This is a genomic window from Prevotella sp. HJM029 (genome assembly GCF_000599605.1).
Classification (GTDB): Bacteria; Bacteroidota; Bacteroidia; order Bacteroidales; family Bacteroidaceae; genus Prevotella.
In genome coordinates this window covers 71,292-86,644 of record NZ_KK082672.1, presented here as the reverse complement: position 1 = coordinate 86,644, position 15,353 = coordinate 71,292, and the positions used below count along the sequence as shown (strand labels likewise).

General features: G+C 49.2%; 10 protein-coding genes. 8 read left to right on the top strand and 2 right to left on the bottom strand.

All coding sequences use genetic code 11. The features are described from left to right. The first annotated feature begins 3 nt into the window (after nt 1-3). Genes X919_RS0111350 through X919_RS0111340 form a run of 3 tightly spaced genes read left to right on the top strand, consistent with a single transcriptional unit; the run spans nt 4 to nt 2,409 of the window. Nucleotides 4-1,095, top strand: coding sequence for a 3-methyl-2-oxobutanoate dehydrogenase subunit VorB (locus X919_RS0111350; RefSeq protein WP_028900214.1), 1,092 nt, complete (start codon nt 4-6; stop codon nt 1,093-1,095). Further along, entirely contained in the window at nt 1,088-1,855 is a 768-nt protein-coding gene (locus X919_RS0111345) for a thiamine pyrophosphate-dependent enzyme (RefSeq protein WP_028900213.1), read from the top strand. The genes X919_RS0111350 and X919_RS0111345 overlap by 8 nt, the downstream gene beginning before the upstream one ends. Before the next feature lie 14 nt (nt 1,856-1,869). Then, entirely contained in the window at nt 1,870-2,409 is a 540-nt protein-coding gene (locus X919_RS0111340) for a 2-oxoacid:acceptor oxidoreductase family protein (RefSeq protein WP_028900212.1), read from the top strand. Between the two features lie 607 nt (nt 2,410-3,016). Here the strand turns inward: X919_RS0111340 and mfd are convergent. After that, nucleotides 3,017-6,469, bottom strand: coding sequence for a transcription-repair coupling factor (mfd, locus tag X919_RS0111335; protein ID WP_028900211.1), 3,453 nt, complete (start codon nt 6,467-6,469; stop codon nt 3,017-3,019). A 68-nt stretch (nt 6,470-6,537) separates the two neighbouring features. After that, a complete protein-coding gene (locus X919_RS0111330; RefSeq protein WP_028900210.1) occupies nt 6,538-7,287 on the bottom strand; it encodes a polyprenol monophosphomannose synthase in 750 nt (249 codons plus the stop codon). Nucleotides 7,288-7,424: 137 nt separating this feature from the next. Between X919_RS0111330 and X919_RS0111325 the strand changes: the two genes are divergently transcribed. From X919_RS0111325 to X919_RS0111300, 5 genes are all read left to right on the top strand, one after another. Then, nucleotides 7,425-7,742, top strand: coding sequence for a type II toxin-antitoxin system RelE/ParE family toxin (locus tag X919_RS0111325; protein WP_028900209.1), 318 nt, complete (start codon nt 7,425-7,427; stop codon nt 7,740-7,742). 9 nt (nt 7,743-7,751) lie between these two features. Continuing rightward, entirely contained in the window at nt 7,752-8,063 is a 312-nt protein-coding gene (locus X919_RS0111320; protein WP_028900208.1) for a HigA family addiction module antitoxin, read from the top strand. Nucleotides 8,064-8,741: 678 nt separating this feature from the next. Continuing rightward, a complete protein-coding gene (locus tag X919_RS0111310; protein ID WP_028900207.1) occupies nt 8,742-9,620 on the top strand; it encodes a DUF6261 family protein in 879 nt (292 codons plus the stop codon). A 382-nt stretch (nt 9,621-10,002) separates the two neighbouring features. Next, the gene (locus X919_RS0111305; protein ID WP_028900206.1) at nt 10,003-13,233 is read left to right on the top strand and encodes a SusC/RagA family TonB-linked outer membrane protein; all 3,231 of its coding nucleotides are present in this window, start codon (nt 10,003-10,005) and stop codon (nt 13,231-13,233) included. A gap of 10 nt (nt 13,234-13,243) precedes the next feature. Then, on the top strand, nt 13,244-15,298 hold the full coding sequence (locus X919_RS0111300) for a RagB/SusD family nutrient uptake outer membrane protein (protein ID WP_028900205.1): 2,055 nt from the start codon (nt 13,244-13,246) through the stop codon (nt 15,296-15,298). The last annotated feature ends 55 nt before the right edge of the window (nt 15,299-15,353 follow it).

Genomic DNA, 15,353 nt, shown 5'->3' with positions numbered 1-15,353 from the left:
TCTATGGAAGATCAAGAAGTAAAATTAATGAAAGGGAACGAGGCCATTGCCCACGCGGCTATCCGTTGCGGCACCGATGGCTATTTTGGTTATCCCATAACCCCACAGAGTGAGATTATCGAAACCTTGGCTTTGCTTAAGCCTTGGGAGACAACGGGCATGGTGGTGCTGCAAGCTGAGAGCGAAGTGGCATCGATTAACATGCTTTATGGCGGTGCCGGAGCCGGCAAACGTGTGCTCACATCGAGTTCAAGTCCAGGTGTTGCGCTCATGCAAGAAGGCATTTCTTACATGGCCGGAGCCGAACTCCCCGGCGTGATTGTCAATGTGCAGCGCGGAGGTCCGGGCTTAGGAACCATCCAACCCAGCCAGAGCGACTATAATCAGGCTACGCGTGGCGGTGGAAATGGCGACTACAACGTCATTGTTTTGGCTCCTGCATCGGTACAAGAGATGGCCGACTTTGTTGATTTGGCCTTCACCTTAGCGTTCAAATACCGCAATCCTGCAATGATTTTGAGCGATGGTGTGATTGGTCAGATGATGGAGAAGGTGGTGCTGCCGCCAATGAAACCCCGCCGCACCGAGGAAGAAATCTTGAAAGAATGTCCCTGGGCTTCAACGGGAAGAACGCGCAATCGCCAACCCAACATCATCACATCGTTGGAATTGATGCCCGAGGTGATGGAGCAAAAGAATTTGCATTTGCAAGCCAAATACCAGCAAATTCGCGACACGGAGACACGCTGCGAGATGACAAACTGCGATGATGCAGACTACATCATCGTGGCCTTTGGCAGTGCTTCGCGCATCGCCGAGAAGAGCATGGAGACTGCACGCAAGCAAGGTATTAAAGTAGGCCTGTTCCGTCCGATTACGCTTTGGCCATTCCCCGAGAAAGAACTGCAAAAGGCAGCAAAGGGAAAACGTGGCATTTTAGTTGCCGAAATCAATGCCGGACAGATGATTCAAGACGTAAAGATTGCCTTGGGAAATAGCATTCCTGTGGAACACTTCGGTCGATTGGGAGGAATTGTGCCCGACCCCGAAGAGATTGTACACGCAATTCAAACAAAACTGATGAGCAATGAATAACGATATTATTTCACCCGAGAACTTAGTTTACGAGAAGCCTGCCCTCATGAACGACACGGCTATGCACTATTGTGCAGGCTGTTCGCATGGCGTGGTGCACAAATTAGTAGCCGAGGTGATTGCCGAGATGGGCATGGAAGACAAGGCTGTGGGCATCAGTCCCGTGGGCTGTGCCGTCTTTGCCTACCGCTATATCGACATTGATTGGCAAGAAGCGCCTCATGGTCGCGCACCGGCTTTGGCAACAGGTGTGAAACGTTTGTGGCCCGATCGCTTGGTGTTCACCTATCAAGGCGATGGCGACTTGGCCTGCATCGGCACGGCAGAAGCTATTCATGCCCTCAACCGCGGCGAACACATCACCATCATCTTTATCAACAATGCCATTTATGGTATGACGGGTGGGCAGATGGCTCCGACAACATTGTTAGGTCAAAAGACCGCAACATGCCCCTATGGACGCGAGCCCGATTTGCATGGCTATCCACTCAACCTCACCGATTTAGCTTCACGATTAGAAGGCACTTGCTACGTGACGCGCCAAAGCGTCGAAACGGTGGGAGCCATTCAAAAGGCCAAGAAAGCCATTCGAAAAGCGTTTGAAGCATCGATGAAAGGCTTAGGTTCGAGCCTGGTTGAGATTGTGTCCACCTGCAACAGCGGTTGGAAAATGTCGCCCGTAGATGCTAACAAATGGATGCAAGAAAACATGTTTAAGAAGTATCCCAAGGGCGACCTCAAGGATACTACGCAAGGTTAACAACAACTTGGTTTATGAAAACAGAAATTATCATCGCAGGCTTTGGCGGACAGGGCGTGCTCTCCATGGGCAAAATCTTAGCCTATTCGGGTCTGCTCGAAAATAAAGAAGTGACCTGGATGCCTGCTTACGGCCCAGAACAGCGCGGCGGAACAGCCAATGTCACCGTCATTGTGAGCGACGAGCGCATCTCCTCGCCCATCCTCAGTAAATATGATGTAGCCATTGTGCTCAACCAACCCTCGTTAGACAAGTTCATGCCCAAGCTCAAACCCGGTGGCATACTCATCTACGATGGCTTTGGAATTGTCAATCCGCCCCAACGCGACGACATACACATTTATCGTGTTGACGCAATGGACAAGGCGGCAGAAATGAAGAATGCCAAAGTGTTTAACATGATTGTGCTCGGTGCATTGCTCAAAGTGTGCCCCATTGTGAGCACCGATGGGCTGCAAAAAGCACTCTACAAGACGCTTCCCGAACGCCATCACGGCCTCATCCCCCTCAACATGCAGGCCGTAGAAGAAGGGATGAAGCTCGTTAACGAATAAACAACAGCACACATTTTTGATAACAGATACCGAGAGAGCATGCCCATTGGGACATGCTCTCTCGGTTTTAAAGCAGCCCGAACGGACGTTCCAAGGGGTTGGAACAATCGTTTTTGAGAAAAACAAGCGTTCAGCAGGTGCGGAACAACCAGTTTTGAGAAAAACAAGCGTTCAGCAGGTGCGGAACAACCATTTTTGAGAAAAACAAGTGTTCAGCAAGTGCGGAACAACTATTTTTGAGGAAAACAAGTGTTCAGCAGGTGCGGAACAACCATTTTTGAGGAAAACAAGCGTTCAGCAGGTGCGGAACAACCATTTTTGAGAAAAACAAGTGTTCAGCAGGTGCGGAACAACCATTTTTGAGGAAAACAAGCGTTCAGCAGGTGCGGAACAACCGGTTTTGAGGAAAACAAGCGTTCAGCAGGTGCGGAACAACTGTTTTTGAGAAAAACAAACGTTCGGGGGTGCACGAACAACTGTTTTTGAGAAAAACAAGCGTTCGGGGGTGCACGAACAACCATTTTTAAGAAAAACAAGCGTTCGGGGAGGCACGAACAACCGTTTTTGAGAAAGGCAACTCGCCCAAGAGGTTGGGCGATGATGATAATCAAGGATTGCTTACAGACGATGTTGCTTGCAGCTGGCGCAACACTTTGACAGCCGCTTCAACCGTTGCTATGCCCGACACTTTGAGCAGGCGGCGGTTGCCCATTTGCTTGAATTCGCATTGGCGGGCATGGTTACCCACGTAATGAATGACACCCTCGAAAGCCTTGCTTTGGTAGTAGGCGCTGTTGGGATTGGACACAAACTGCAACGTCATCAGGCTTTGTCGCAAGATGATTTTCTCGCAGCCTAACAATTTACCTAAGCGGCGCAGCGAAACTACCTGCATCAGCTCCTCACCCTCATGAGGCACAGGACCAAAACGGTCGACAAGCCGTTGACGATAAGCATGGAGGTCGTCGTCGGTTTCGATGTTGTCTAATTCGCGATAGAGCAACATGCGCTCGCTGCTGCCCGGCACATAGTTGTCGGGGAAATACATCTCGAGGTCGCTCTCTATGGCACAATCGTCCACAAACTCTTCACCGCTGACGGCTGCACCTTCGGCCATTTGGTTGCGATAAATCTCGCCAAACTCCTCGTTTTTGAGTTCAGTAACGGCCTGCGAGAGAATTTTCTGATAGGTTTCGTAGCCCAAATCCTCCATAAAACCGCTTTGCTCGGCACCCAGCAAATTGCCTGCGCCGCGGATATCCAAGTCTTGCATGGCCAAATGAAAGCCACTCCCCAGCTCGGAAAAGTTCTCCAAAGCCTCCAATCGGCGGCGCGCCTCGGGCGTGAGCACACTCTTTGGCGGTGCCAACAGATAGCAGAACGCCTTTTTGTTGCTGCGTCCTACGCGTCCGCGCATCTGGTGAAGGTCGCTCAAGCCAAACCGATGCGCATCATTAATGATAATGGTGTTGGCATTGCTGATATCGATGCCGTTTTCAACGATGGTGGTCGAGAGGAGCACGTCGTAATCGTAGTTCATGAAGCCCATGATGATTTCTTCTAACTCATCGGGTTTCATCTGCCCGTGACCGATGGCAATGCGGCAGTCGGGCACATATTTTTTAATGAGATTGGCTATCTCTTGCAAGCCGTTGATGCGATCGTGCACAAAATAAACCTGGCCGTTGCGGCTCATTTCGAAATTGATGGCGTCGGCAATCACCTCATGCCCAAAGGTGGAAAGCTCGGTGTGGATGGGATAGCGGTTGGGCGGCGGCGTGCGGATAATGCTCATGTCGCGCGCTCCCATCAGCGAGAACTGCAACGTGCGCGGTATGGGCGTGGCCGACATGGTGAGCGTGTCGACGTTGGTTTTGAGTTTCCGCAATTTCTCTTTGGTAGAAACACCAAACTTTTGCTCCTCGTCGATGATGAGTAAACCCAAGTCGTGCCACTTCACTTGCTTGCCGATGAGCTTGTGAGTGCCGATGAGAATATCTATTTTGCCGTCGGCTAAATCGGCCAGCACGGCATGGGTTTGTTTGGCCGAGCGCGCACGTGAGAGATAATCGACGCGCACTGGCATATGCTTCAACCGATGGCTAAAAGTTTGGAAATGCTGATAGGCCAGCACCGTCGTAGGCACCAGCACGGCCACCTGCTTGCCATCGCAAGCCGCTTTAAAGGCGGCACGCACGGCCACCTCGGTTTTTCCGAAGCCCACATCGCCGCAAACCAAGCGATCCATGGGGCGAGCACGCTCCATGTCGGCCTTCACCTCTTGCGTGGCCTTGCTCTGATCGGGCGTGTCTTCGTAGAGGAAGCTCGCCTCCAACTCGTGCTGCAAATAACTGTCTTTGGCAAAGGCAAAACCCTTCTCCTGCCGGCGCTTGGCATAGAGCTTTATCAAATCGCGGGCAATATCCTTGATGCGCTTCTTGGTTTTCTCCTTCAGTCGTTCCCACGCACCCGTCCCGAGTGTGCTCAAACGTGGTGGTTCGCCCGTGTCGGCACGCCGGTATTTGCTGATTTTATAGAGCGAATGGATGCTCACATCCACCTTGTCGTTGTTTTGATAGATGATGCGTATCATCTCTTGATAGCTGTTGCCGGTGGGCACGCGCACCAAACCGCCGAATTTGCCGATACCAAAATCCACATGAACGATGAAGTCACCGGGCTCCATCTCTTGCAGTTCCTTCATGGTGAGGGCCATTTTTCCGGCGCGCGCACCATCGCTCTTGAGGTTGTATTTGTGGAAACGGTCGAAAATTTGATGGTCGGTGAAGCAACACAGCTTGAGCGCATCATCGGTAAACCCTTCGTGAAGCGTTTTGTTCACCGCCTCGAAGCGAATATTTTTGGCGGCCGCGCTACCCATGTCGGCAAAGATGTCGCGCAGGCGTTGCGTCTGCTTTTCGCTGTCGGCCAGGATGTAGAGCATGTAGCCATGACGCAAATAATCGTCAAAGGTGGTCACCAGCAAATCGAAATTCTTATGGAACAACGGTTGGGGCGTGATGTGAAACGCCACCACGCTAAACGCCTCTTCCCTACCCTCTGCACGATTTCGCGACGTTTTGGGCAGCGTCCCGATTTCAATGCGTCGGAAAGTCGCCGCATCAGCGACAAACTCTGTGGCCGGCACCAGCGCTTGGGTTTTGCTGAACGTCTGCCTGATTTCTTGCTGTTCCATCTCGGTGGCACCCGCCAACTTTTCAGTGAGTGCCTGTTCTGAAAAGCCTTCTTCATAGATTTTCTCCACCGTTTCGCTCACAAAAGCAAAATCTTTGGTCACCAAGACAGCGTTCTCGGGTAGGAATTTGAAAAACGAAACGCGATGAGCCTCCAACGTAGACAACTCGGGGACGATTTCCACGGCATTGCATTTGGTCTTCGAAAGCTGGTCTTGGATTTCGAATGTGCGGATGGAATCAACCTCCTTCCCAAAGAAATCCACGCGAAAAGGGTCTTCGCAACTGAAAGAGAAGACATCGAGCAAGCTGCCACGCACGGCAAATTGGCCGGGCTCATAGACGTAATCGGTTTCGATGAAGCCCAACTCGCGCAACGCATGCACCACCTCGGTCAAATCGATTGCTTGCCCCACCTTCAGCGACAGGCGACGCTCATTCAACTGCTGTTTGGCCACCACCCACTCGGCCAGCGCCTCGGGATAGCTCACTACGAGCAATGGTGCAGCAGCGTCGGCATGGGTTGAAAGCCGCGTAAGCACCTCAGTGCGCAATATTTCGTTGGCACTGTCGCGCTGCCCATATTTCACGGCACGCTTGAAGCTCGACGGAAAGAAAAACACCTCGTCGTCGCCTTTGATTTGCTGCAAATCGTGATAGAAATAGCCCGCCTCTTCCTCGTCTTGCAAGATAAAGACAAAAGTCGAGGGCACGCTGTCGGCCAATGCGGCAAAAACCAGCGGCGCCGACGAGCCCACAAGTCCGTCGGCATAAATAGTTCCACGCGTCGAGGTACGCAGCAGTTTGGCCAGCGCGCCCACTTGAGCTGACTTGGCATAGCGTTGTTGCAGAGATTGTATGTCCAAAATTGTTGATTTAAACGGCTGCGCCACCATGTGCTATCGGCCCGCAGCAGTGAAGTCGTAGGAAAAAATTAAGCTTTCGGCGTGGGATATTTGCGCAACCAGCCGTCCAAGCGCAGTTGCATCACACCAAAGAAAGCCTCGCCAAAGATGCTGCCGCTCATTTTGCTCACACCTTCGCGGCGATTGACAAACACCACGGGAACTTCTTTGATTTTGAAACCTATCTTATAAGCGGTGTACTTCATCTCGATCTGAAAACCATAGCCCTTGAAACGCACCTCGTCCAAAGGAATCGTTTCTAACACGCGCCGACGATAGCACACAAAGCCAGCCGTGGTGTCGTGCACCGAAAAGCCCGTAACCAAGCGCACATATTTCGATGCAAAATAGCTCATGAGCACGCGCCCCATGGGCCAGTTCACCACATTGACACCGCTCACATAGCGCGAACCGATGGCCATGTCGTAGCCCTCGTCGTGGGTAGCCGCATAAAGCCGCGGCAAATCGTTGGGGTCGTGGCTAAAATCGGCATCCATCTCGAAAACATAGTCGTAGCCCTGCTCCAGCGCCCATTTGAACCCTGCAATATAAGCGGTGCCCAAACCCAGTTTCCCAGCGCGCTCGATGATAAACAATCGCCCCTCGAACGCCGTTTGCATGAGCCCGCGCACAATGGATGCCGTGCCGTCGGGACTGCCATCGTCGATAACTAAAATGTGGAAACACTTGTCCAACCCAAACACCGCCCGAATGATTTTCTCGATATTCTCCTTTTCATTATAGGTGGGGATAATCACTATCGAATCGCTCTCTTGCATGCTTTTCTCGTTTTTAATTCTCGGTGCAAACTTACTTATTTTTTTTCGATTACAGCCCCCCTCGCGACAAAAAAGACCTCCCGCCCCTCCGTTTTATTGCAAGGAAATAGCTATCTTTGCACACATAACACTGCAAAATGGAAATAACCTTTGCCCAAGACTATCTGCGAGAACTCTTCTATAAAGGAAAGGCAAGCGACAAGAAGCACCGATTTCAACCACAGATTGTGCGCAAGTATATTCAGGTGCTCAACTTAATGGAGTCATTGCACAGCACTGAAGATTTATATCGTTTCAAAGCACTTAACTACGAAGTGCTACATGGAAAGGGCAGCCGTCGCGAGTCTGTGCGCATAAACAATCAGTATCGCATAGAATTTGCTTCAGAAATTATCAGGCAAGAAAAGGTTATCACCATCTGCAACATATTAGAATTATCAAACCATTACAAATAAAGTTTAGCTATGGACAGTTTAGGTTATGGCGCTTTCCCCACACATCCCGGTGAGATTCTGAAAGACGAGCTCGAGGCGCGCAACATCCCACAACGAAAATTTGCCGAATACATTGGCATCAGTTATTCATCACTCAACGATATGCTCAACGGCCATAGTGCACTCACCACTACAATGGCACTCAAGTTTGAAGCCGCTTTAAACATACCCGCCGATAGTCTCATGCGATTGCAAGCGAAATATGATTTGCAAACAGCACGAACCGACAAATCGTTAGCCCATAAATTGAAAGAAATAGCCTGCAGAGCCGCCCTGTTATAAAAAAAACGGGGCATTTTCTTGCGCTTTCGAAAAACTTTTTGCAACTTTGCAACATCGCACAACCACAACCATGGAACGCGATACCATCAGAAAAGCGATCTCTGACAAAATGAACACGGGTGAAGCAGGCATAGACTTATGCTTTCGCCAACCCAAACAGGGAAGCACTGGCATAGACTTATGACTGCACCAACTCAAACAGGGAAGCACAGGTATAGACTTATGCTTTCGCCAACCCAAACAGGGAAGCACAGGCATAGACTTATGCTTTCGCCAACCTAAACAGGGAAGCACAGGCATAGACTTATGACTCCACCAACCCAAACAGGGAAGCACTGGCATAGACTTATGCTTTCATCAACCCAAACAGGGAAGCACTGGCATAGACTTATGCTTTCATCAACCCAAACAGGGAAGCACAGGCATAGACTTATGCTTTCGCCAACCCAAACAGGGAAGCACTGGCATAGACTTATGACTGCGCCAACCCAAACAGGGAAGCACTGGCATAGACTTATGCTTTCATCAACCCAAACAGGGAAGCACAGGCATAGACTTATGACTGCACCAACCCAAACAGGGAGAAACAATCTTGCAAGAAATCGCACAAAAAGATTAACCCGGGCACTAAGGATTCGAACTTATTTCGTTTTCTGCCCACTTAAATATAAACATTTTATGAAAAAGATTAAAAGCCTAAATCTGGTGAATCTTAACAACGCAGTTCATTTTCAATTCATGAAAACCGTTGTAGAACAAGTAGCCACCGAAACGGCAATCACTGGCAACACCATTGCCAAAACAGCAATCGAGGAACTGAAAACGGCATTTAAAAAAGAAGATGAGTTGTATGTTCCGCAGAAGGCCAACCTCAACACCGAGGCCATCGCCGAAAACGACCGCGTGCGCGACAACGTGCTCATGGGTTTCAAACAAGCAGTGAAAGGTTTTCTGAGATTTCCCCTGCCCGACATGGCCAGCGCCGCACGCGCACTCATGCAAAATCTCAAAGACTATGACATCAACCCCGACATGCAGCTCGACCGCGAAACGGGCGCTATCAACAACCTGATTAGCGACTGCGAAGGCAAAAACGCCCCACACGTGAGCAAACTTGGGCTCGGCATCTATGTGACGCAACTCAAATTGGCCAACACAAAAGTTGAAGAGCTGCTCAACGTGCGCGACAAAGAACGCTCGGCCACCGAAGCCGGAGCATTGAAAAAGGCACGCCGCAACAGCGACACGGCCTACCGACGCCTCGCAGATGTCATCAATTCGCTCATCAGCCTCGGCATGGCCGAAGGGTTTGAGCCCTTTGTGAATTTCATCAATGAGCGCATAGAACGCTATGAGAACGAGGTGATGCCCAAGGCAACAGTCGACAACCCAGCACCCGATAAACCCCAAAAGCCCGGAAAAGGACAGGGAGCAGCTGAGGTGAAACCCAAAGAAGGCGGGAAAACTGGCAAGAAACCCGAGACCAATGTGCCCCCTAAACCCGACGACACCAAGCCTGCCGAACATGGTAGCGCCGAAGTGACGCCAAAGAAATAACCCAAAATGAAGGGGATTTTTTTCTTTCATCTTTCATATGTGTAAAAATTTAAAGTTAGAGGTTGGCGTGCGCAGCGATGCGCGCGCCAACCTTTTTATATCCACTCCGCCTATCCAAAAATGACACGTTCTGCCTACCATTCCTTTAAAATTCTTTAGTAGAAAAAGCGAGAAAAAGACTAAAATCGCGTTGTCTTAACACGTTTTAACAAAAAAAACAAATCATACTTACTAAATACACATTATCTTTGCTCTCACTTTAATCCTTCCATCTATAACGATCTTAGGAAGCTAAGTACTTTTAACAAAACAATTAAACAACCCTGAAACGGGCTACTTTTTAGAGATTTAGAAACGAAGTAAAGAACTAAAATCTAACGTAATGACGTACTTAAAACGTAACAAAAACAAAACGTTATTCGCCTTAGCATTGCTGGGCGCGAACGTAAGTCCTGCAATGGCCTCATCGGCGTTGCCTGTGGCTATGGTGCAACAACAAAACGCCTGCAAAGGTGTGGTGGTTGATGCACAAGGTGCACCGATTATTGGTGCATCGGTTACCACAACCATTAACGGACAAAAGAAAGGCGGAATCACCGACCTCGACGGCAAGTTCGACCTCGCAGGTGTGAAGCCAGGCGCAACGTTAACCGTGTCCTACATTGGTTACAAGACGCAACGTGTGGTGTGGAACGGCAAAGAACTCACCGTGAACATGGTAGAAGATGCTGGAACCCTCGACGATGTTGTGGTTGTGGCTTATGGTACACAAAAGAAGGTAAACCTCACTGGAGCCGTGTCTGTAGTGAACGCTAAAACTCTCGCAGCACGTCCTGTCACCAGCGTAGCACAAGCTTTGCAAGGTGCCGTCCCAGGTTTGAACCTCAACGTGGGTAATGCTGGTGGCGCCCTCAATGGAAAGCTCAGCATGAACATCCGCGGAACAGGTACCATCGACGGCGGCTCGAGCGCAGCTCCCTTAGTGCTCATCGATGGCTCTGAAGGCGACCTCTACTCTATCTCACCCAACGACATCGAAAGTATATCTGTGCTGAAAGATGCCTCTTCGAGCGCCATCTATGGTTCGCGCGCAGCATTTGGTGTCATCTTAGTCACCACCAAGAGTGGGCACGATGGTCGCATGAATGTATCTTATAACGGCAACGTGCGATTCTCCACTGCAACACAAGTTCCCGAGATGCCCAATTCCTACGACTTTGCACGCTACTGGAATGATGCAGCAACCAATAATGGCGAGGCTGTGCCCTTCGACAATGCAATGTTGACCAAGATTAAAAACAACATCAATGGCACACCTGCTCCTGGCGAAGAAGTGCCCACCACATGGCGTGGCTATGCTGCCAACGAGCCCTGGGGCATGTACAATAGCTCATGGGCCAACACCGATTGGTTTAAGGAAATGTACAAGAAAGGTGTTCCTTCACAAGAGCATAACGTGTCGTTAAGCGGCGGCTCAAAGAATGTGAACTATTATCTCAGCGGCTCGCTGCTCAACCAACATGGCCTCATTCGCCATGGCGAGGATGTGATGAATCGCTACAACTTCACTGCCAAAGTGACGGCTAAACTGAAAGACTGGTTCACCGTTAGTTATAACAACAAATGGAGTCGTGAGAACTATCATCGTCCAAGTTATATGACAGGACTCTTCTTCCACAACATCGCACGTCGATGGCCCACAAACCCTGTCTACGACCCACACGGACATTATGTGCACGGCAACGAAATCCTGCAAATGGAGAATGGTGGTTTAGACAAAACTTCAACCGACAAAATCTTCCAGCAATTGGCATTGGAATTTACCCCGCTAAAAGGTTGGAAAATTCGTTTGGAAGGCAACTATAACATCACCAACTATGTCAACCATTGGGATGTATTGCCCATCTACTACTATGATCCCAACAACCTCCCTGTAGCTGCAGCATGGAGCGGTGACTATGCTCCTGGAAAATCAAATGTTGGCGACGAAATGTCGAAGAACAACTATTTCAACGGGCGTTTCTACACCGAGTATGCATTTACACTCAACGAGAAACACGACATCAAAGTGCTCGGAGGTTTGGATATGGAGTCAAATCGTTACACCCTCTTAGGTGCCTCACGTGCCGACCTTATCACCCCTGAAGTTCCCACTCTTAACAATGCTACCAACAAGGTGGTAAATCCCAGTTTCAGCGATACACAGTGGGCTACGATGGGCGTTTTCGCTCGTGCAAACTACGCTTACGACAATCGCTATTTGGCTGAATTCTCTATCCGTCGTGATGGCTCTTCTCGCTTCATTGGCGATAAGACATGGGGTGTCTTCCCCTCTTTCTCTCTTGGTTGGAACATTGCCAACGAAGCCTTCTTTAAGCCGCTCACCAACACAGTGCAAGTGTTGAAGCTACGTGGCTCATGGGGTGCACTCGGCAACACCAATATCACTGCACTCTATCCTTGGTTCTTGAGACAGCCTGCATGGGCCACAGCATCCAGCTGGCTACTCAATAATTCACGCATCAATGTGGCTGGTGTGGCTGGCTTAGTTTCACCTTTCCTCACATGGGAACGTATCCAGTCATGGAATATCGGTGTTGACTTTGGCTTGTTTAACAACCGCTTGCAAGGAAACTTCGACTACTTTGTACGCACAACCAAAAATATGGTGGGACCTGCACCCGCAAAACCATCAATCTTAGGTGCAACACAACCTGCTGAAAACAATAGCGATATGCGCTCTAATGGATGGGAGTTAGAAGTGAGATGGCGCGACCAAATCGGTCAAGTGAACTATGGCGCCAAATTAGTCCTTTCTGACGATTACCAAACCATCACACGTTACCACAACCCTAACCGTCTGCTTTCACGCTGGTGTGAGGGGCAACGAATGGGTAACATTTGGGGCTATGAAGTGGAAGGCATTGCGCAGACCGACCAACAAATGAATGATTGGCTTGTCAACAACAAACCCTCTTGGGGCTCAAACTGGGCTGCCGGAGACATCATGTATAAGGACTTAAATGGCGATAAGAAAGTAAACAATGGCAATGGAACCTATGACGATACGGGCGACATGAGAATAATTGGTAACACCACACCTCGCTATCGTTTCGGTCTAACCTTGGATGCCACTTGGAAAGGTTTCGATTTCCTCATCTTTATGCAAGGAGTACTCAAACGCGATTTCTGGGATTCATCACCCTACAGCGTTGGTGCCAACGTTGGTTTGTGGCAAGCAGCTGCATTCAAAGAGCATTTAGATTATTGGCGTCCTGCAACAGATACCAACTTTGGTCCCAACCCCAACGGCTTCTATCCTCGACCATTGTTCGGTAGTGGCTCAAAGAACTTCCAAACCAGTGATCGCTACATGCAAAATGCTGCATATATGCGAATCAAGAATATCCAATTAGGCTACACACTTCCTACTATACTCGTAAGAAAAATCGGTGTAAACCGCGTGCGTGTTTATTTCTCGGCCGAGAATCTTTGCACCTTCACCAAGATGAATAAGATTTTCGATCCAGAAGCAACTGGCGGTGACTGGGGACCAGGTAAACTTTATCCCCTACAGCGTGCTATCTCATTTGGTTTAAATCTCAACTTCTAAAATAAGACGTATGAAACGTATCATTAAAAATATTTTCAACACAGGCTTGTCACTTTGCGGTGCAGCTTTGTTACTGACTTCATGTAATGATTTCTTAGATCGTCCGCCTCTCGACCAGATTTCGCCCGACAATTATTTTACGACGGCAGAACAATTGGGTGGCTTCACTTTTAACTATTATCGCACCATCTTCCCGAATAATAGTGGATGGTTTGCTGGAATTGCTACCTTCGACGATGGAACCGACAACCAGGCAGCAGTCAATGGTAACCGCGCCATGTTCTTACCTGACCAATGGCTGGTACCTACATCTGGTGGAATTGGCTTCAATGCTATCCGCGATGTCAACAAGTTTATCCACGAAAGTGAAGCTAAAATTGCAGCTGGCAAGGTGACAGGAGACACCAATTTGATTAATCAATACATGGGCGAGGCCTATTTCATCCGCGCCATGCTCTATTATGACAAACTCAAAACCTATGGCGATTTCCCCATCGAGCTCAACGAACTCAATGTCGACCAAGACTTGGCTGCTGCCAGCAAACGACAACCTCGCAACTTGGTGGCACGACAGATTCTCTCCGATATGGACAACGCCATCAGTAAGTTGCAAGTGTCTATAGCCAACAAATTGCGTATTAATAAATACACTGCTTTGGCATTCAAGTCACGCATAGCACTCTACGAAGCCACCTTCGAGAAATATCATCGTGGCACAGGACGCGTACCAGGCGATGCAAACTGGCCTGGAAAGAACAAATCTTGGAACCAAAGTTTCACCATCAACCAAAACAATGAGGTGAACTTCTTCCTCGACCAAGCCATGAGCGCTGCCAAACAAGTTTGTGATGCGGTACCCTTGACGACACAAAACAGTCATGTTATGAATCCGTCGTCCATCGGACAATATAATGGTTGGAATCCTTATTACGATATGTTTGCTAGCACTGACCTATCAACCGTTCCCGAAGTATTGATGTGGCGCCAGTTTTATGCCGATTTATCTGTGGCTCACCTCACTTCGAACAAGCTCCGCACAGGCTCCGCAACAGGATGGACACGCGGGCTGGTTGAATCATTCCTCATGAAAAATGGCTTACCTATCTATGCATCTGGCGCAGGCTATCATGGCGATGCAACCATCGATTTGGCAAAAGAAGACCGCGATGAACGCTTGCAACTATTCGTCTTTGGAGAATCGGATGTGTTAGCCATCGACCAAGCCAGCATCGATTTGGCCAATCGTAACAAACCCGTTTCGCAACATGTGAATAAGGTGAAATTCAACATTGCTAACATCATCACCAGTGCACAAGAAGAGAAAGATATCACAGGCTATCGCCAACGCAAGTTCTACAACTACAATCCTGCGATGCAATTGGGACAAAGCTTCTCGGATGTCTCTGGCCAAATCCTCATTCGTGTAGAGGAAGCTATGCTTAACTACATAGAGGCCAGCTATCTGCGCAATGGAAATATCGATGCCACAGCCAATCAATATTGGACAGCTTTGAGGGCACGTGCGGGCATCACTGCACCTATCGCTACCACCATTGCTAACACCGACATGACCTATGAAGCCAATGTCAACCGTCCATCCTATGACTGGGGAGCATTCTCTGCAGGAAATCCCGTCGATGCGACACTCTATTCTATTCGCCGTGAGCGCCGTTGCGAATTGGCAGGTGAAGGATTCCGCGATGACGATTTAACGCGTTGGGCTGCTTTAGACCAGGTGCACAACTACCAAATTGAAGGTGCTAACTTCTGGGACAACATGCACAATAACCCTGCATTTGTTAAGAATGGTCAGAGCCTCATCGTTGCTGACGGAACAGCCAAAGCCACCATGTCGGCACAAAGCCTCTCAAAGTACATCCACCCTTATCAGATTAATAACAGCTACAATCTCTACAATGGGTATACCTTCTACAAGGCACACTACCTTGCTCCCTTCTCTGTTGAAGAGATGAGGCTCTGCTCGCCTGACGGAACGGTTGAAAATAGCTATCTCTATCAGAATCTTTACTGGCCTACAACGGCCAATTCGCCAGCCGAACAATAAAGGTGTAAGAATTTAAGTTCACAGATGCACGTATAACAACGATGCATCCTATGAA

Coding starts and splice junctions, on each gene's coding strand:
- X919_RS0111340 (WP_028900212.1), top strand. CDS start 1,870: ATGAAAACAGAAATTATCATCGCAGGCTTTGGCGGACAGGGCGTGCTC.
- X919_RS0111350 (WP_028900214.1), top strand. CDS start 4: ATGGAAGATCAAGAAGTAAAATTAATGAAAGGGAACGAGGCCATTGCC.
- X919_RS0111300 (WP_028900205.1), top strand. CDS start 13,244: ATGAAACGTATCATTAAAAATATTTTCAACACAGGCTTGTCACTTTGC.
- X919_RS0111325 (WP_028900209.1), top strand. CDS start 7,425: ATGGAAATAACCTTTGCCCAAGACTATCTGCGAGAACTCTTCTATAAA.
- X919_RS0111330 (WP_028900210.1), bottom strand. CDS start 7,287: ATGCAAGAGAGCGATTCGATAGTGATTATCCCCACCTATAATGAAAAG.
- X919_RS0111310 (WP_028900207.1), top strand. CDS start 8,742: ATGAAAAAGATTAAAAGCCTAAATCTGGTGAATCTTAACAACGCAGTT.
- X919_RS0111320 (WP_028900208.1), top strand. CDS start 7,752: ATGGACAGTTTAGGTTATGGCGCTTTCCCCACACATCCCGGTGAGATT.
- X919_RS0111305 (WP_028900206.1), top strand. CDS start 10,003: ATGACGTACTTAAAACGTAACAAAAACAAAACGTTATTCGCCTTAGCA.
- X919_RS0111345 (WP_028900213.1), top strand. CDS start 1,088: ATGAATAACGATATTATTTCACCCGAGAACTTAGTTTACGAGAAGCCT.